Below are 18681 nucleotides of genomic sequence, written 5' to 3' on the forward strand. Positions count from 1 at the left end.
CCAAATGCGATTGAAAGGGAAAGAAAATCAGACTATTTGGAAGATAAATCCCGAATCCAATGGGGTGAAGTTAAAAAAACAGTAATCACCTAATTAATCATCAGTCAATGGTGAAATTGAGTTGGGTGCAATGCATAAAACGGATGGAAACACCTTTAATTTGTCTTGGAAAAAATAGAGTTTCAACCCAGCCCTCAAGCCGAGTTGAAACCGGTTGTATCAAAGCTCCTTCAAAAACACTTCGGAGAAAAGATTTGAGCCCGCTTTTCCTCCATAAGTTCCCATTATTGGGAGTGTATGGGCGGGATGAAAACTGGTCGCCAAGGGAATGTAATTTTGATCGGTCAATAAACCCAAACTCGGATCCAAACCGATCCAACCCGCTCCGGGCAAGAAAACCTCCACCCATCCATGCAATTCATGCCCTTCATCGAGTTCCGGGTTGAAGGCATATCCACTGACAAAACGGGTTGCCAATCCCAGACTCCTGAGCATCTCCATCAGCATCCAGGAAAGGTCCCTGCAGGAACCTTTCTTCTCCTCAAACACTTCCTTGCTGGTCATCAGTCCAGGTTCCTCCCGGATGATATGCTTCCAGTTTTGGTGGATCGAAGCAACCAAGTTCGCCAGAAAGGAGATGTGGTCGCTTGATTGTGCCATGATGTCCTTGGCAAAAGGCACAAGACGGGCTCCATCCTCTCCCCCACTTCTGTAAAGTGCCAAAGTCTCCAAATAATAGCTTGGATAAGCAAAATAATCAAAGGGGAAACTCAAGCCAGCCGGTAGAATAAAGGCATAGGGATTGAAATCTCCGATTTCCAAGGTCAACTTGGACCTGATTTCCAACTGATCGGTTTCGGTCTTGAACCAAGTTTGGTAATAGGGATTGCCCTCAGCACTAATCCTTTCATGGATCCCCATGGGATTGGGAGAAATTTCCAATTGGCTGTCCAATGTTTTGAAATAACTGCGCTGCTGTGGGATCAGGTAAAGGTCGTGGGGATTGAGCGGAACCCGCTCCTCATAGGTGTAGCGACTGAGGTGGTCTATCTGGATTTTCATGAGGCAGTGATTGGAACCATGGGAGCAACTTCATCCAAAAATGCCTTTTTCATCACCTCCGTAGGCAATTCCCTGATCGCTTCCTTTATCCTGTTGTTCCAAAAAGCGGAAATATGCTCCATCTCCGACCTTTCGAACCGTTGTTCTTTTATCTTATACCTGTCATTTTCGAGGACGACCGTATCAATGGGGAAATCGACATCATTGGCCGAAATCCGAGTGGCATCAAAGGAAAGGAAGGCACATTTGAGGGCGTAATCCAAGGAATCATCATAACTCAGGGACCTACGTAAAACCGGATTTCCCGCACCTGTATTACCAATGATCACGAAAGGTGTCCCCTTCCTGATCTCGATCCAATTGCCTTGGGGGTAAAGCAGATACAATTTGGGCTCCTTGTCATTCTCCAACTGGCCTCCAATTATGGAATAAAGGTTGAAGGACAAGCCGCTTTTTTCGAGCTGCTCACCATCTTCCTTCGCCACCCTTTTGATTTGGTCGCCAAATTCATTCACCGCCTTGTACAGCTTGTTGAAACTTTCATCCTGATCCTCGATCACTTCGGTAAAGTAGGTGATGGCCTTATCCCGAACCGACCTCAGACCGGAGGTCATGATGAAAAAGGAATGTTTTTCCCTGTTGACGGTGTATACTTTTTTTGAAGTAGTCGTTTCGTTACCGGAGGTAATCCGGGTATCGGAAAGCCCGACCAAACCGTATTTGGTTTTAATTCCTAGACAAAAGGTCATTCCTGTTCGTTCGTTTGAGACACAAAGTTATCCTTAATTTGAAAGAAATTGGAATCGATCTTGTTGGAAACCTGATTTATTTTCACCTGAAGGTCATCCAGATATTCGTGGAGGCCAATCTCAATCACATCATTGACATCGGCATATTCCAACTTGGATCTCAATTCTCCCATGGCTTTTTCAGCACTGTTTCTGAAACCGCTTTCCATTCCACCTGAGATTTTGGAAAGGCAGTTTTCGGCCTCTCGAAGGCAGTAAAAAACCGATCTGGGGAAATACTTGTTGAAGATCAGAAACTCCACCACACCGGAAGGATCGATGTTGCCATATAGCCTTCGGTAGGTATTGAAAGCTGTAACGGATTTCAACAACGCTGTCCAATGGAGGAAATCCAAGGGAGATCCGATCATGTTGGGTGAAGGAAGTAAAATATGGTATTTCACGTCCAAGATCCTACTGGTCTTGTCAGCCCTTTCGAGATACATGCCCAATTGGCGGAAATACCAGCCTTCAGTCCTGGCGACGGTACTTTCGGCCAAACCATACAGGAGCAGGATTTGGTTTTTGACCCGTTCAAAAAACATCCGTGGATCTTCTTTTTTCCAATCCTTGATTTCTGATTTTTCTTTGATGAAATGGTACAGCTCATTCAGTTTTTCCCAAGTCTCCTTGGTTAGGTTTTCCCTGATGATCCTTGCATTTTCCCGGGCCATGGTGATGGAGGAAAAAATGGAGTTCGAATTTTCCAAATCGAACACCATGAAGTGGATGACATTTTTGCTGTCAAAATTCTTGTATTTGGATAGGTACAAAGCACTGTCTCCGGATGTCATGATCAAAGGTTCCCATTGCTCCTTCATGTCCTGGGGCAAATCCAGCATCAGGTTGAAATTCACATCTATAAATCGGGCATAATTCTCAGCCCGCTCCAAATATCGACCTAGCCAATAGATGGAATTTGCGACTCTACTTAGCATATCTCTTATTTATATAAAACCCAGGTATCTTTACTTCCTCCACCTTGGGAACTGTTCACGACCAATGAGCCCTTCTTCAATGCCACGCGCGTCAATGCGCCTGGAATCACTTCTATTTCTTTGCCATACAAAATGTAAGGCCTCAAATCCACATGCCTCCCATCCAATCCCTCATCTGTCAATGTTGGGACGGTAGAAAGGGACAAAGTGGGCTGCGCAATGTAATTTGTAGGGTTTTCACGGATAAGTTTTCTGAATTTCTCATGCTCCTCCTTGTCGGCTTTCGGACCGATCAACATGCCGTATCCACCAGCTGCATTGGTTTCCTTCACCACCAAATGTTCGATGTTTTCCAAGACATAATTCCTATCCTCTTCCTCTCGGCACAAATAGGTAGGCACATTGTTCAATATCGGTTCCTCTCCAAGATAGTATTTGATGATCTTGGGCACATAGGAATAAACAGCCTTGTCATCGGCAACACCTGTACCTGGCGCATTTGCGATGGCAATGTTTCCTGCCTTGTAGGCTTCGAATATTCCCGGTATTCCCAGCATGGAATCGGGATTGAAAGCCGTCGGGTCCAAAAATGTGTCATCAATCCTCCTGTACAAAACATCGATCTGCTTCAAACCCTTGGTCGTTTGCATATAGACCTTTTTGTCTTTGACAATCAAATCCATTCCGGAAACCAACTCAACGCCCATTTGCAAGGCAAGGTAAGAGTGCTCGAAGTATGCGGAATTGTGAATCCCCGGCGTCAAGACGCCCACCACCGGCTTAGGCTTGTCGGACAGGAATTGAAGCATGTTCAACAACTTTGCCGGATAATCCGACACGGGCATCACGCCCAATTTGTTAAAAAGTTCCGGATAGGCTCTTTTGATGATCTCCCGACTTTCCAACATGTAGGAAACCCCGGAAGGACATCTGAGGTTGTCCTCGAGAATGTAGTAAGCCCCGCTTTTATCCCTGACAAGATCGGTTCCGGTGATATGGCACCAAATCCCTTTTGGAGGAGTAAGCCCGATGCAGGGCTTCAGATAATCCTTGCTGTTGAGGATAAGGTCGGCAGGGATGATCTCGTCTTTCAATATTCTTTGCTCATTGTAGATGTCCTGGAGGAACATGTTGAGCGCCTGGATCCTTTGTTTCAAGCCGGCTTCGAGTATTTTCCACTCGGAATTTGGGATGATCCTTGGTACAATATCCAGGTGAAGGATTTTCTCCACGCCTTGATTGTCATGGTAAACATTGAATGTCATGCCCATGGCCACCTGTGTCTTATCTGCCGCAAACTGCAACTGGGACATTTTTTTGGTCGAGGTCTTATTCAATAGCTCTAAAAATTCATTGTAGTGCGGCCTGCAATTCCCGTCAGCGCCGAACATTTCGTCGAAATGATCTCCAACCTTGTACTTATTTGTTTCCATAATTTATTATTTGGGTTGAAAAAAAGCGTGTTCGTGCATAATATAAAGGCTTTTTAATTTTACTTCAAAAAATATCACCCATTATTATCAAAAAAACATTTATTCTTGAGTTTTTTGGTTAAAAAAAAGAATAACATTTTGAAAATAACGAAATCAATAATTTTTACTGCCCTTTAACATTTTTGTAAATACCTCAAAATTGATGGATGAAAAAAATTGAGAGGTGTATTCCTGCGGTGTTATAACAGGATTCCATCCTTTATGTTTGGCATTAACCTAAAAAAGGAATTTCGAAAAGGGGATAAAACCAAGTAAATCCTACTTCATTATTGACCTTTCAAGAAACAAAAAAAACCTTTGCAGTCCCGAAAGACTGCAAAGGTTTATAATTTGATACCTAGAATAATTACTAGCTGATCGTGGAGCCGTTTCCAGTCGCTTGATTTGGGTGCAAGAGTCTCAAGGAGCCGTCCTTGTCCTCTGCCATCAAAATCATCCCTTCGGAATCAATCCCCATCATTTTTCTGGGGGCAAGGTTGATCAGCATCGTCACCTGTTTGCCGATCAGATCCTCAGGCTTGAAATGTTCTGCAATGCCACTCAATACCGTTTTCTTACCCAATCCCGTCTCTACAGTGAGCTTCAGGAGTTTCTTGGATTTCGGCATAGGTTCCGCATGCAAGACAGTCACCACCCGCATATCCAACTTGCCAAAATCATCAAAGGAAATGATGTCTTTCATCGGGGCAACCTGTACATTTTCGAGTTCGTTTTTCTTCTTTGCTTCCAGCAGTTTCTGCACTTGGGCTTCCACCACATCATCTTCAATTTTCTCAAACAACAAAGCCGCCGGATTGATGATGTGTCCGTAACCCAAAATCCCGGTATCGCCAGCCTTGGTCCAATTCAAATCCTTCAGATTGAACATCTCATAAATCTTTGCAGCCGTAAAAGGCAAAAAGGGCTCGGCTACTATGGCGACATTGGCAGCAATGTTCAGGGCGATATTCAGAATCGTTCCCGTTCGGGCTTTGTCCTCCTTGATCACCTTCCAGGGCTCGGTGTCCGCCAGGTATTTGTTTCCCAACCTGCAAAAATCCATCACGAAGCTAAGTGCTTCCCTAAACCGATACCGCTCGATCGAGGCGGCTATTTTATCAGGAAAACCCTGTAAGGTTTCCATTACTTCCCGGTCATGGGCCGTCAGGTTTTCTGCCTCTGGGACGATTCCTTCAAAATATTTATGGGTGAGCACGACTGCCCTATTCACAAAATTCCCAAGAATCGCCACCAATTCTGAATTGTTTCTGGACTGAAAATCCTTCCAGGTAAAATCATTGTCCTTGGTTTCCGGCGCATTGGCGGTCAATACGTACCGCAACACATCTTGTTTTCCCGGGAATTCGGCCAGATACTCATGCAACCAAACCGCCCAATTTCTGGAAGTGGAGATCTTGTCCCCTTCCAGGTTCAGGAATTCATTGGCAGGGACATTGTCCGGGAGGATATACCCGCCGTGGGTTTTTAGAATCGCAGGGAAAACGATGCAATGAAAAACGATATTGTCTTTGCCGATGAAGTGGACCAATTTGGTATCCTCATCTTTCCAGTAAGGCTCCCAATCGATGCCTTTTTCTGCTGCCCATTCTTTGGTAGAGGAAATGTAGCCGATGGGTGCATCAAACCATACATAGAGCACTTTGCCTTCTGCGCCTTCCACCGGAACGGGTATTCCCCAATCCATGTCCCGGGTCATCGACCTGGCCTGAAGCCCATCGCCGGCTTCCAACCATGACCGACATTGTCCCAACACATTGTTTTTCCAATCGTGCTGATGCTCTTCCAAGATCCATTGTTTCAAAAAATCCGTGTAGCGGGCCAAATCCAAGAACCAATGTTTAGTTTCTTTGAGAATGGGCACGCTGCCGCTCAATTTTGACTTGGGATTGATCAGCTCGGTGGGGCTGAGGGAACTCCCACATTTCTCGCATTGGTCCCCATAGGCACTTTCATAGCCACATTTGGGACAAGTCCCTTCTATGTATCGATCGGCTAAAAACTGACCGGCTTCTTCGTCAAAATATTGTTCCGTGGTTTGTTCCAAAAACTCACCTTTGCCATAGAGATCCTTGAAAAATCCAGAAGCAGTTTCGTGGTGGATCGGTGCTGAGGTTCTCGAATAATGGTCAAAACTGATCCCAAACTCCTGGAAACTTTCCTTCATCATCGTATGGTAGCGGTCTACCACTTCCTGTGGTGTGACCCCCTCTTTCCGTGCTTTGATCGTGATGGCGACTCCGTGTTCGTCCGAACCGCTTACATACACGACATCTTTGCCCAATGACCTGAGATACCTGACATAAATATCTGAGGGAATATAACATCCGGCAAGATGCCCGATATGCAAGGGCCCATTGGCATAAGGCAAAGCAGAAGTAACCGTATATCTTTTGAATTCTTTATTTTTCATCATTTGCAAAGATAGGTAAATTGAAGGAATTGGGTGGTTAAACCCGTTTTATGCAATACGAACTCAATTCTATATTGTCATTGACAGCTCATCAATCAGGCTTGACTAATTACAACTCCACACCCTTTTGATATCATCAATTATTCTCCAACAGTCAAATTTTCTTTCCCTTTCAATCCCATTTGGAAATCGATTGCATCTAACTTGCGTCAAGTTGGCTGCTTTACGTTACTTTTTCCAAGTCTTGGAATTCGGGTTAAAGAATCGGGAATTAGGCCCCTTGGAGTTCTTTTCGGGCATCTTCAGTTAAAATCCCCTGATAGATCATATTGATCACTTGATCAAAAATATCGGCAGTGTTCAAATTCAGATTTTCCTTGATTTCCTTGGGAAATTGGGCCAAGAATGTGGGATCAATTAGATTCTGAATCGCAGAGGCATAGACCAATACAATCAAGCTTTTGTTGACATTTGCCGAGACAAAACCCTTTTCGATGCCTTCTTGAATCAGCTTTTGGAAACGAAGAAATGCGGATTCCCTGATATAATCCTGTAGTTCCTTCCAGATTTCGGGCGCATGCTCTCTCAAATCCTGCAACAGCACATGGTTGATTGGCGCCAGGTCGTTGGCAATCACGGTCAACATGGATTTTAATTTCACAGTGAAAGGAATGTGCCTGTTTTCCACCAGGGTTTCCACTTTAAGTGTCAGCCGTGTTTTCAATTGCTCAAATGCCGCAGCCAAAAGCTCCATTTTCCCTTCAAAGTGTTTGTAAAGGGTCTTTTTGCTCATCGCCAATTCTTGGGCAATGTCATCCATGGTGGTATTTTTATATCCTTGTTTTAAAAATAACTTGTAGGATATATCCAATATTTTGGACTCGATGTCTATCTTTTTACGCATTGGTTTCGAATAGTGGGCAAATATAGAAAAACCATTTTATTTCCCCCATTCAAATAAATTAAGCTCCCGCACACCTTAATACTTGGTGATTCCTTTCCCAAGTCTTAATTTTGGTTATTGTCTTTGCCTAATCAAGAATTCAAAGCATTTTATGACGCCAGACCAAGCCAAAGCTAGGATTGCCCAGCTTACAGAACAGATCAACTACCACAATTTTCTCTACTACCAGGAGGACAAAACCGAGATCACGGATTTGGAATTCGATCAATTGCTGGAGGAATTGATCCGACTGGAACTGGAATTTCCTGAATTTCTCTCCCCGGACAGCCCCAGTCAACGCGTGGGTGGAGCCATCACCAAGGACTTTGAGACGGCGGAGCATGAATTCAAAATGCTCTCACTCGGCAATACCTATTCGGAGGAAGAGCTTTTGGCTTTTGATGAGCGTGTGGCAAAGGGACTCGACAGCAGGCGATACAGCTATTTCTGTGAGTTGAAATTTGATGGGGTAGCGATCAGCTTGGTCTACGAAAAAGGCAAACTGATCCGAGCCGTAACGCGGGGCGACGGTACACGCGGGGATGTGATCACCGAAAACATCAAGACCATCAAAAATATCCCTCTTCATATCAAAGGTGAAAACATTCCGGAAAAACTGGAGGTGCGGGGAGAGATATTCCTGCCACGAAGGGAATTTGACAAAATCAATGCGGAGCGGGAAGCCAATGGAGATCCATTGCTGGCCAATCCAAGGAATGCAGCCTCCGGAACGGTCAAGATGCAGGACAGCGGCTTGGTGGCCAAAAGGAAACTCAATTGTTATTTCTATCAGATGCTGGGGGATGATATCGGCGTCAATTTCCACGACGAAGCCATCCATTTGATGGAAAAATGGGGATTCAACGTTTCCCCTACCTACAAAAAATGTGAGAACGTCCAGGAGGTCCTCCAATACATCGAAAGCTGGAGAGACAAAAGACATACGCTCCCACTCGACATCGATGGTGTAGTTTTGAAAATCAACGATTTCGACCAAAGGGAAGAATTGGGATTTACAGCCAAAACTCCCCGCTGGGCGATTGCCTATAAATACCAGGCCGAGAGTGCAGAAAGTGAGTTGCTTTCGATCACCTATCAAGTGGGAAGAACAGGCGCCATCACCCCGGTGGCCAATCTTGCCCCTGTAAAACTTGCCGGCACCACTGTAAAACGCGCTTCCCTCCACAATGCCAATGAAATCGAACGCCTCGGACTCTATGAGAGAGATACCGTCCTTGTCGAAAAAGGTGGGGAAATCATCCCAAAAATCACCGCTGTGGTTTTGGAAAAAAGAAAACCGGACGCAAAACCCATTCAATACATTGAACATTGTCCGGAATGTGGAACGCTTTTGGAACGAAAAGAAACCGAGGCCAAACATTCCTGTCCCAATGCCCAAAACTGTCCGCCTCAGATTCTGGGTAGAATCGAGCATTTTGTCCACAAAAGGGCAATGGATATCGATTCGATGGGAACCGAAAGGATCAGGGCATTGATCGATCAGGATTACATTTCCAATCCCGCCGACATCTATGATTTGGAAGCCAAAAAAGACCAATTATTAGGCTTGGAAATGAATCAGGACCAGTACCAAAAAACCGAGGAAGGACTCCTTTATATTGCCTTGCACAAGGCGCTTTTTGGGCTTACGGAAGGGATCTCTTTGACAGAGATCAAAGATTTCTTGGAAAAAAAGAAGGATTCTTCCCTTTTCGAAACCTTGAAATCCTTTCAAACCTACATTCGGGAGAGCAACAAAAAAGTTGCTCAAAATGTCGGCACCATCCAAAGACTTGAAGAATTATTGACCGAAGCAAAACTCCCTGCGATGGAAGATTTTGTTCCCGTTCCACTCGTTTTGATTCTGTTGACTGGAAAACAAATTGACCTGCCCGAATTGGTTCAACAATGCAAGCAAGAAAGTACGGTCCACAGCATTTTGCTAAAGCTCAATCTGGAACTTAACGACGAACAAAATGCACGCATCAAAAAACTGAAATCCAACACCTTCCAAGCGGGCGTCATTTCGAACATGATCGAAGGGATCAACACTTCCAAAAATCAGCCATTCGAAAAAGTTCTTTTTGGGCTCGGCATCCGGAATATCGGTGAAAACACCGCTCAAATCCTCGCCCGACACTTCAAAAACATCGATGCTTTGAAATCGGCAAGCATGCAGGACCTTTTGGAAATCAACGGAATCGGGGAAATCGTGGCCCAAAGCATACAAGATTTCTTTTCCCAAGAAGAAAACAACCAAATCATTGCAAGATTACGGGAAAAAGGGATCAAATTTGAAATTGTCGAAGCTGTAAAAACCGTTTTGGGTCATCAACTGGAGGGCATGAAAATCCTTGCTTCCGGGAAACTCAACCATTTCAAAAGAGATGAGATCGTTGATTTTATCGAAGCCAACGGGGGTCAGTATGTAAAAGCGGTTTCCAAAAACCTAGACTTCATCATAGAAGGAGAGGATATGGGACCGAGCAAAAAAGAAAAAGCAAAAAAACTTGGACTCAAAATGATTTCTGAAGCTGAATTTTTGGAATTGGTCAATGGGAATGCCCAAAATCGGTAAACATGAAGTGGATCAAAGACCGCATGATCGAATGGCAATTGAAGCGTAAACTGCAACTAAAAGAGGCCAAGGAGATAAAAATCCCGGAGCAATTTAGGTGTATCGGCATTTTGGCCAATTCGGAATCCGAGTTTTTGGAAACCAAGGAGGTTGTCCGTGAATTGTGGAGTTATAAGGTGAGGATCATCGGTCTTTTTTACTCTGAGGAACCCAGCAGACTTATCGAAGCATTTTCTAGCCAGCATTTCACGTTTTGGGGTCATCCCTCTGACTACTTCAATGAATTTAAATTGGAAAACATGGATTTTATTTTGGTTCCTTCTTTACACCTTAATCCATATTTGCGTTATTTGCTCCTCGAAAATCAAAGTGGGTTCAAAATCGGGTTCTATTCAAAGGAAAACGAACCCTACTTGGATTTTATGCTTGGCCAGGATGAAGAAGATCTAGGCTCCAATGTCCACCATTTATTAGATTATCTAAAGAAAATCAAAGAAGCATGTTAAATTTAAATGGTACGGGAGTTGCACTTATTACCCCATTTCACGCAGACCTGAGCATCGATTTTGACGGATTGAAAAATGTCATCAATCATGTCATTCGTGGAGAGGTAGATTATTTGGTGGTCATGGGTACTACCGGAGAGTCCGCCACCTTGTCTAAGCAGGAAAAAGAACAGGTTTTGAAATCCTCCTTGGAGTTCAATGCCAACCGCCTCCCGATCGTTTATGGAATTGGAGGGAACAATACCCAAGCCGTATTGGATGAAATCAAAGCCACTGACTTTTCAGGGATTTCTGCAATTCTTTCCGTAAGCCCATACTACAACAAGCCACCACAAGCTGGAATTATCGCCCATTATACAGCGATTGCGGATGCATGTCCGGTTCCCGTCATTCTATACAATGTACCCGGACGTACGATGTCAAACATGACCGCCTCGACCACGCTTGCTCTGGCCCAGCATCCGAATATCATCGGCATGAAGGAAGCCAGTGGAAATATGGAACAGTGTATGGCCATCGCTGCCGGAAAACCCCAAGATTTTTCTTTGATCTCTGGGGACGACATGCTCACCACCGCCATGCGGTCCATTGGTGCCATCGGTGTCATCTCCGTTTTGGCAAACGCCTATCCGGAAACCTTCAAAAACATCAGCCATGGAGAACTCGAACTCTCTCGGAAAGCGACTTTCAGTCTCCTCAACCTGAATCCACTGATGTATGAAGAAAGCAATCCTGTGGGTCTGAAATGTCTGATGCAGGAATTGGGCATATGCTGGGACGCAGTCCGTTTGCCTTTGGTGAAAGCGACTGAATCCCTCAGAGAAAAAATTGCGGCAAATTTAATTTAGCACTATTTTCTTTATCCCGAAAATAGAGAACTAAACCCTTCCATTTTCCAATTTGCGATCCCATAATCGTTGATTTTCCTCCTTCAATCTTAATGACGGAACCAATTGAAAGTAAATCTCTCCATTGGTTCCGTCTTTGAATAACATTTCCGTGCCCCTTAAGTCATCGATCGGCCTTCGGAAACAAGCATACATTTGGTCACCCTTCTTAATTTGTTTAATTTTGGCCATGCAGCAGGCGCTATCACTTTTAGATCTCAATCAACTTATCCGCTCTACGCTGGATGAGCATCTTCATCCGAGTTATTGGGTAGTCGCAGAAATTGGGGAATTCAAGCAAGTCGCACAAGGGCATGCTTACCTTGATTTGGTGGAAAAGAAGGGAAGCCAAATTGCCGCCAAAATCCGTGCAAACATCTGGCAGTACACCTACCGGGTCATCGCGGGAAGGTTCAGCGCCGTCACCGGTCAAAACCTCAAAGCAGGGATGAAAATCCTTGCGCAGGTAAACGTCACTTTTCACGAAGTGTATGGTATAAGCCTGAATATCAAAGATATTGACCCGAATTACACATTGGGAGAAAGGGCAAGAATCCGGCAAGAGGTCATCGAAAGATTAACGCGGGAAGGCTTGATGGACTTGAACAAGCGGTTCCCTTTGCCATTGGTTCCTCAAAAAATCGCCATCATCAGCAGTGCCTCGGCCGCGGGATATGGGGATTTTATGGACCAACTCCTAAAAAACAGACAAGGTTACCAAATCCATGCGCAGCTATTTCAAGCCACTCTACAAGGTGCCGATGCCGCAGCGACAATTATCAGGGCTTTGGACCAAATCGACCTTTTGTCCGGAAAGGAATCCTTTGATGCTGTCGTTTTGATCCGTGGCGGTGGATCCCAATTGGACTTGGACTGTTTTGACGATTATGGATTGGCAGCCACCATCGCAAAATACCCACTTCCCGTGATCACGGGAATAGGACATGAACGCGATGAAACAATCGTGGACTTGGTGGCCCACACCCGGCTAAAAACGCCTACGGCGACTGCGGAATTTATTCTTTCAGGATTCAGGGATTTTGAAGAGCAATTGAACACTGCCTTGAAAACCCTGGAGAGAGCCACTTCGCAAAAACTCCTGATGGAAGACCGAAGACTCAGGGATATGCTGACCAGCATCAAAACCTTGGCTGATTTCAGCATTCAACGACAGAAAGAAAACCTGAACTACAAAACCAATCAGCTGAAATCCCTTTCCTCCAATCTCTTGAAAATGGATTTGGTGAAAATCAACAACCTCGAAATGGGAATCAGAAGATCTTGGAAAAGCAGAGTGGATTCCGAAGACAGAAAACTGGAAAATCTTGAAAGGGATCTCCAGAAATTGGATCCCAATACATTCTTGGCCAAAGGATATACCCGGTCCGAAGTCAATGGAATCCCCATCAATAAAACGGAAGTTCAAATAGGTGACACCTTGGTCACTTTCGCAAAAAACATAAGCCTTAAAAGCATCATTCAAAACATCGAGACAAATGGAAACACCAAATTATAGTTACAGTAAAGCGTTGGAGAGAATCGAAGAAATTCTTGGTATTTTGGAAGTAGGAGACAAGGGAATGGATGAGTTGTCTGAACTGGTAAAGGAAGCTTCTGGTCTGGTGAAAAAATGCAAATCCAAACTGAGGATGACCGAGGAAGAAATCGCCAAGGCTTTTGACGAAGGAAAAGAAGGCTAAAAGGGATTTTTTTGATGCTGAAATCCCTCAAATCGTTACCCCATTTTTGACAAAGAGGATGGAATAATGAAAGCCAAAGACCCCATTCCCAAATTGGGGAAAGTTGGGGTTGGGGAATATCCATTTACATAAAAAAAAAACTCAATCGGGATGTTTCTTGGCCCTCCACCATTATCAAGAAAATTAAATACCTTTTATTGGTTTTAAATCACTTTTATAGTCAAAAAACAGCCCAATCTTGACGCCTTGGCATATTTGTTGTGACAGTGTAAAAATTAAATAATGCATTCAAAATGCGTTTTTTGTCATTTAATATCTTGCCTTAAAAAAGGCTTGTTTGATTGGCTTCTGATTTAGCAATCCAAATTCATGAAAATAAAAAAAATAAGTAGATTTTTAGCCGTTGGATTCCTGATTTTGGGATTCTCAACCTTAGGTCATGGCCAAAATTTTTATAAAGAGCGCATTCCCAAAACGGACATATTTTCTATTGGAATTGGTCCTTCTTTCATCTATGCAGACAATGGTGGACCCTATCGCAAATTGAAATTTGAATGGGACCCTGCCTTTTCCCTTTCCTACACAAAAAAATTCAGCAATCGCTTTGCCTTCAAAACCACCACTGGTATACAGTGGATCCAAAGCAGTGTAAGCCCAAGCATACAAGTACAGGAGCGTTGGATAGCCAATAATGGGGCGTTCAGGTTCAAAGGGCATGCATTTTATGCCGATGTAATGCCCATCATGTATTTGTTCCCTTTTCACAGCCACATGAATAGGCGATTCGTCAATCTTTACGGAGGTCTTGGGATTGGCTTGCTGCATGTCAATCGGGTTCAGGCATTTTCCATGAGTGATGATGCTTTGGAAACCCGAGCAAAAACGACGACGGGTTATGTCCCTTTTAGAGCGGGCATCAGTTTTAGATTGGGAGCACTTTCCGATTTGGCCCTCGAGGGAACCATGTTGTTCTCCTTCTCTGACAATCTTGATGGCAATGCGAATTTCAACAGCTTCGGAGACCATATGGGACAGGCTCAACTTGTCTACAAAAAATTCCTGAAACCAAGATCAAAAAAATAAAATCTGTTTTTTTTATCGTCCTAAAAAAACCCGTTCAATCCCATAGGTTGAACGGGTTTTTGTTTTTATATCCATCTGAATGGCCTCAAGAAGTCACCTCAAGGAATTTCCGGGGGACATTGACCATCAGGACCTGGTTGATACCCGGCACCCGGATGACAAAGTAGTCCTTGTTTCCTTTGTTCACACATTCACCTTCCATACCTTGCAAGGGTCCACCAAGGATTTTGACTTGCTCGCCTTTTTGTATCTCATCATTGTCCGTTTCTACAGCCACACCGGTTTCCACAATCCTTCTGATCGCCTCGATTTCCCTGTCTCTTACCGTGGCGTGATCACCTGAGAAATTGACAAATTTGACTGCCCCTGGTACCTGAAGTGATTCCCATAAATTGGCCTTGGTCGTTTTCACAAAAATATATCCACTGAACAAGGCCTTTTGTACTTTTTTCTTCCGGTCACTCCATTGTCGAAGTTCTTCCACAATCGGCAAAAAAACCTCAATTCCTTTTTCCCTCAACCGCTGCTCCACCTTTTTTTCTGTTCTGGATGTTGTGTACATCACGAACCATTGTTGGTCGCCCATATTTTTCTTTTGAATTAAAAACCAAAAATTAAACCCGTTTTATGCATTACCAATTCCATTTCAGCCTGAAATTGCCTAATAATCAATTAGAGGTTGATTATTTTTGACTTCACACTATAGGTGCCAGAAATTAGTCTTATATACAATAGTCTGATTTTCTTTCCGCTTTAACCCCTACTGCGAAACCAAATGCATATTCCGGGTTAAATCGCAAAAATCGATTTGTAAAAATAAAAACCCTTGGGATAATATCCCAAGGGTTTCAACATTTAAAAACCACCAACCTTTAATTAATCATGCTATTTGATTCTGCGAATCAACATGTTCAATTTATCTGCCAATAAATACATGACAGGTACGATTACTAACGTCAAGAAGGTGGCAAAGGTTAGACCAAATATCACTGTCCAAGCCATTGGGCCCCAGAAATCTGCATTGTCCCCTCCCACAAAGAATTGAGGGTCAAATTCAGACAAAAGCGTTCCGAAATTTATGTTCATCCCGATGGCCAAAGGGATCAAACCCAGCACCGTGGTGATAGCCGTCAGCAAGACTGGCCGCAGTCTCGTTTTTCCTCCTTGGACAATACTGCCCAATAATTCCTCTTCAGGAAGAAATTCCTCATCCGGAGTATTCAATTCCTCTCTCCTTCTTGATCTTACCAAATCGGTATAATCAATCAAAACGATGGCATTGTTCACCACCACACCCGCGAGTGAGATGATTCCAATCCCGGTCATGATCACCACAAAATCCATGTTGAAAATTACCAAGCCCAAGAATACGCCAATGGTACTCAAGATCACCGTTGCCATGATGATGAAAGGTGTGGTCACGGAGTTGAATTGCGCCACGATGATCAGGAAAATCAAGGATACGGCGATCAACAAAGCCTTGGAGAGAAAGGCAGTGGATTTTGCCTGTTCTTCCTGCTCACCTGAAAACTTAACCGTAATCCCCTCCGGAATATCGTATGAAGCCACCATTCCTTTCAATTGATCATTGATCTCGGTGGCATTGTAGCCGTCGGTCACGTTGGAAAATATGGAGATAACTTTATTGAGGTCTTTCCGCTTGACCGACCCGTAGGTGGAACCATACTCCAGTTCTGCAACTGCGGAGATGGGCACCTCTTTTTGGTTGCCGAATTTATCCCTGAAATTTATTTTTTTGTTGATTAAGGAAGACAGATTATACCTGTAATCATCCTTCAGGCGAAGTTGTATGGGATAATCATCCTCACCATCCTTGAATTTGGATACTTCCAAACCAAAAAGAGCCGTCCGCAATTCATTGGCGATGGAGGAGGTGGAAAGTCCAAATCTCCTGGCTTTTTCCCGATCGATATTCAGGATCACTTCAGGACTGCCCAGTTCCAAATCGGATTTGAGTTCCTCGATTCCCTGAATATTGGCACTCGAAAGATATTCCCTGAATTGACTCTCAAAGGCAATCAGTTTCTGAAAATCTTCGCCCGCCACCTCGATGTTGATCGCTTTACCCACTGGCGGACCATTTCTCTGCTTGTCCACGGTAATCAACACTCCTGGATATTTTTCGACTAAGTCACGGATATCTTCCATTACAGCATTGGTATTGACTCCCTGTCTAAATTGATATTCCACAAAACTGATTGTTATTTTCGCCTTGTGTGGGGTATTTGCGATGGCAGGGCCTTCCGACTGATCACCTGTCCCCTGTCCTACTTGCGTAATGACAGACTCAATGACATCATTGTAGGGCTTCAATACCTCAATCAATTCATCTTCCATGGAGGCCACAAAGGTATTTGTCGCCTCTGTATCCGTACCGATAGGATTTTCGATGAAAACATTGATCAAAGCGGGTTGATTGTCTGGGAAAAACAGGATTTTGGGAGCTCTTATGCCCAGCAAAACAAGGGAGAGGAAAAGCAGGAGAAATGTACCTCCCAGAAAGAAGTAAGGCTTTATTCCCTGAAGCGCAAAATTCAATGTTTTTTCATAAACATTCTCCAGATTGACCAAAAAGACATTTTGGAACCAGCGAATGGCTTTTCTGAGTACCAGTACATTGAATACGGTGAAGATGGCGATCAGCATCAATAAATTCCCCATGACCATCCAGCCCAGTATGTAGGAAACGATACCAAGCGTGGAAGTGACCAAGGCAAATACCAATGGTTTTTTCTTCGGTTTGATCATGTCCACATCCTGAACCTTCATGTAAAGTGAAGTCAAAACCGGATTCACCACCAATGCCACGAAAAGGGAAGAAGACAACACCACGATCAAGGTGATCGGCAAGTATTTCATGAATTCTCCGATGATATCGTCCCAAAAAATCAAGGGAAAGAATGCGGCCAAAGTCGTCGCTGTCGACGTGATGATCGGCCAGGCAACTTCACCAACACCTTGCTTCGCTGCTTGAACGGGAGTTTTCCCTTCCTGCATCAAGCGGTAAATATTTTCCACCACCACGATCCCGTTGTCCACCAACATCCCCAAGGCGAGGATCAATGAGAACAACACCATCAAATTCAAGGTCACCCCAAAAGCGTTGAGGATCAAGAAAGAGATAAACATGGACAAGGGAATGGCAATACCCACAAAAAGGGCATTCCTGAATCCCAAGAAAAACATCAAGACCAATACCACGAGAATAACCCCAAAAATAATGCTGTTCTCCAAATCCTTAACTTGCGAACGTGTCGCTTTGGATTGGTCATTGGTGATGGTGATTTCCAAATCCTTTGGAAACCTGTTGTTTTTGGCATCATCAATCAGAATTTTGATCTTGTCTGATGCATCCAAAAGGTTTTCACCACTTCTTTTGATTACGTTTACTGTGACAACCGGGAGCTTGTTGCTCCGTGCGTAACTTTCCCTTTCCTTGAAAGTATCCTCCACATCTGCCACATCCCCGAGATAAACGATCTTGTTGTTTTCGGTTTTGACAATGACATCCAGCAACTCATCGGCTTTTTTGAATTCGCCAGTGATCCTCAGCGATCTCCTGAAATCGCCTGCCAATAGATTACCGCCAGACACCGTGACATTCTCTTGGCCCACTGCCTCTGAAATATCGCTGAATGAAACACCAAGCGCCTCCATTTTATATAAATCGGCATTGATCCGAATCTCTCTTTCGATCGTTCCCCTCAATTCTGCTTTGGAGATCTCGGGTAATTTCTCGATCTCGTCTTCCAGATATTCCCCGAATTTCTTCAATTCCTCTTCCGAATAGTTTCCGGAAATATTGACATTCATGATCGGGAAATCCGAGGTGTTTACCTCAATGACATCTGGATCGCTGTCCAAGTCAGATGGCAATTCGCTTTTGGATTTGTCGACAGCATCCTTGACGTCCTGGATGGCTTTGGAAATTTCCACACCGGGAGTAAATTCAACCACAATGGAAGAAAAATCCTGAACAGAGGTGGACTTCACGTCCTTTACATTGTTGATGGATTTCAATTCTTTTTCAATGGGCCTGGTAATCAGGTTTTCCATATCCACGGGTGAGTTGCCAGGATAAGCGGTTCCCACATAAACCGTGGGAATCACGATTTCCGGGAAACTCTCCTTGGGCATGGTATTGTAGGCCATGATGCCCAATACCGAAATGATCAATACCAAAATTGCGACAGAGGTCTGATTGTCAACAGACAAACTGCTCAGACCAAAATTCCGGATGACCCCTTTTTTCTTTTCTTCTTGATTTGACAT

Annotated in this window: 14 protein-coding genes; 6 read left to right on the top strand and 8 right to left on the bottom strand. The window is 44.0% G+C overall.

What is annotated here, in order from left to right:
- Nucleotides 1-219 precede the first annotated feature (219 nt).
- The 6 genes from Q7J63_RS17435 to Q7J63_RS17460 all read right to left on the bottom strand — a co-directional run bounded on the left by Q7J63_RS17435 (nucleotide 220) and on the right by Q7J63_RS17460 (nucleotide 7595).
- Complete coding sequence (locus Q7J63_RS17435) at nucleotides 220-1062, bottom strand: transglutaminase family protein (protein WP_304887984.1); 843 nt, start codon at nucleotides 1060-1062, stop codon at nucleotides 220-222.
- Entirely contained in the window at nucleotides 1059-1811 is a 753-nt protein-coding gene (locus Q7J63_RS17440; protein WP_019599611.1) for a peptidase, read from the bottom strand. The genes Q7J63_RS17435 and Q7J63_RS17440 overlap by 4 nt, the downstream gene beginning before the upstream one ends.
- Entirely contained in the window at nucleotides 1808-2788 is a 981-nt protein-coding gene (locus Q7J63_RS17445) for an alpha-E domain-containing protein (RefSeq protein ID WP_019599610.1), read from the bottom strand. Before Q7J63_RS17445 ends, Q7J63_RS17440 begins: the two co-directional genes overlap by 4 nt.
- 5 nt (nucleotides 2789-2793) lie before the next feature.
- Complete coding sequence (locus Q7J63_RS17450; RefSeq protein ID WP_304887987.1) at nucleotides 2794-4221, bottom strand: circularly permuted type 2 ATP-grasp protein; 1428 nt, start codon at nucleotides 4219-4221, stop codon at nucleotides 2794-2796.
- 409 nt (nucleotides 4222-4630) lie between these two features.
- Nucleotides 4631-6691 (bottom strand): methionine--tRNA ligase, encoded by a 2061-nt coding sequence (metG, locus tag Q7J63_RS17455; RefSeq protein ID WP_304888037.1) that lies wholly within the window; start codon nucleotides 6689-6691, stop codon nucleotides 4631-4633.
- Nucleotides 6692-6962: 271 nt separating this feature from the next.
- Nucleotides 6963-7595, bottom strand: coding sequence for a TetR/AcrR family transcriptional regulator (locus tag Q7J63_RS17460; RefSeq protein WP_019599606.1), 633 nt, complete (start codon nucleotides 7593-7595; stop codon nucleotides 6963-6965).
- Nucleotides 7596-7746: 151 nt separating this feature from the next.
- On the opposite strand from Q7J63_RS17460, the gene ligA reads away from it, so the two are divergent.
- From ligA to Q7J63_RS17490, 6 genes are all read left to right on the top strand, one after another.
- A complete protein-coding gene (gene ligA, locus Q7J63_RS17465; protein WP_304887989.1) occupies nucleotides 7747-10212 on the top strand; it encodes an NAD-dependent DNA ligase LigA in 2466 nt (821 codons plus the stop codon).
- A gap of 2 nt (nucleotides 10213-10214) precedes the next feature.
- Nucleotides 10215-10718, top strand: coding sequence for a hypothetical protein (locus Q7J63_RS17470; RefSeq protein ID WP_304887991.1), 504 nt, complete (start codon nucleotides 10215-10217; stop codon nucleotides 10716-10718).
- Complete coding sequence (gene dapA / locus Q7J63_RS17475) at nucleotides 10712-11566, top strand: 4-hydroxy-tetrahydrodipicolinate synthase (protein WP_019599603.1); 855 nt, start codon at nucleotides 10712-10714, stop codon at nucleotides 11564-11566. Before Q7J63_RS17470 ends, dapA begins: the two co-directional genes overlap by 7 nt.
- Nucleotides 11567-11795: 229 nt before the next feature.
- Nucleotides 11796-13121, top strand: a complete 1326-nt coding sequence (gene xseA, locus Q7J63_RS17480; RefSeq protein ID WP_304887994.1) for an exodeoxyribonuclease VII large subunit — start codon at nucleotides 11796-11798, stop codon at nucleotides 13119-13121.
- Nucleotides 13102-13305: an exodeoxyribonuclease VII small subunit gene (gene xseB / locus Q7J63_RS17485; protein WP_304887996.1), complete on the top strand. Its 204-nt coding sequence runs from the start codon at nucleotides 13102-13104 to the stop codon at nucleotides 13303-13305. The genes xseA and xseB overlap by 20 nt, the downstream gene beginning before the upstream one ends.
- 369 nt (nucleotides 13306-13674) lie before the next feature.
- The gene (locus Q7J63_RS17490) at nucleotides 13675-14388 is read left to right on the top strand and encodes a hypothetical protein (protein WP_304887998.1); all 714 of its coding nucleotides are present in this window, start codon (nucleotides 13675-13677) and stop codon (nucleotides 14386-14388) included.
- 85 nt (nucleotides 14389-14473) lie between these two features.
- On the opposite strand, the gene Q7J63_RS17495 is transcribed toward Q7J63_RS17490, so the two are convergent.
- Nucleotides 14474-14974 carry a UpxY family transcription antiterminator gene (locus Q7J63_RS17495; protein ID WP_019599597.1) on the bottom strand — a complete coding sequence of 167 codons (501 nt, stop codon included), beginning with the start codon at nucleotides 14972-14974 and terminating at the stop codon, nucleotides 14474-14476.
- Nucleotides 14975-15273: 299 nt separating this feature from the next.
- Nucleotides 15274-18681 carry an efflux RND transporter permease subunit gene (locus Q7J63_RS17500; protein ID WP_304888001.1) on the bottom strand — a complete coding sequence of 1136 codons (3408 nt, stop codon included), beginning with the start codon at nucleotides 18679-18681 and terminating at the stop codon, nucleotides 15274-15276.

Origin of the sequence: Rhodonellum sp. (assembly GCF_030656585.1) — a bacterium.
GTDB classification, from domain to species: Bacteria; Bacteroidota; Bacteroidia; order Cytophagales; family Cyclobacteriaceae; genus Rhodonellum; species Rhodonellum psychrophilum.

Coding starts and splice junctions, on each gene's coding strand:
- Q7J63_RS17490 (WP_304887998.1), top strand. CDS start 13,675: ATGAAAATAAAAAAAATAAGTAGATTTTTAGCCGTTGGATTCCTGATT.
- Q7J63_RS17495 (WP_019599597.1), bottom strand. CDS start 14,974: ATGGGCGACCAACAATGGTTCGTGATGTACACAACATCCAGAACAGAA.
- Q7J63_RS17500 (WP_304888001.1), bottom strand. CDS start 18,681: ATGTCAAATCAAGAAGAAAAGAAAAAAGGGGTCATCCGGAATTTTGGT.
- xseA (WP_304887994.1), top strand. CDS start 11,796: ATGCAGCAGGCGCTATCACTTTTAGATCTCAATCAACTTATCCGCTCT.
- Q7J63_RS17445 (WP_019599610.1), bottom strand. CDS start 2,788: ATGCTAAGTAGAGTCGCAAATTCCATCTATTGGCTAGGTCGATATTTG.
- dapA (WP_019599603.1), top strand. CDS start 10,712: ATGTTAAATTTAAATGGTACGGGAGTTGCACTTATTACCCCATTTCAC.
- Q7J63_RS17460 (WP_019599606.1), bottom strand. CDS start 7,595: ATGCGTAAAAAGATAGACATCGAGTCCAAAATATTGGATATATCCTAC.
- Q7J63_RS17450 (WP_304887987.1), bottom strand. CDS start 4,221: ATGGAAACAAATAAGTACAAGGTTGGAGATCATTTCGACGAAATGTTC.
- xseB (WP_304887996.1), top strand. CDS start 13,102: ATGGAAACACCAAATTATAGTTACAGTAAAGCGTTGGAGAGAATCGAA.
- metG (WP_304888037.1), bottom strand. CDS start 6,691: ATGAAAAATAAAGAATTCAAAAGATATACGGTTACTTCTGCTTTGCCT.
- ligA (WP_304887989.1), top strand. CDS start 7,747: ATGACGCCAGACCAAGCCAAAGCTAGGATTGCCCAGCTTACAGAACAG.
- Q7J63_RS17435 (WP_304887984.1), bottom strand. CDS start 1,062: ATGAAAATCCAGATAGACCACCTCAGTCGCTACACCTATGAGGAGCGG.
- Q7J63_RS17440 (WP_019599611.1), bottom strand. CDS start 1,811: ATGACCTTTTGTCTAGGAATTAAAACCAAATACGGTTTGGTCGGGCTT.
- Q7J63_RS17470 (WP_304887991.1), top strand. CDS start 10,215: ATGAAGTGGATCAAAGACCGCATGATCGAATGGCAATTGAAGCGTAAA.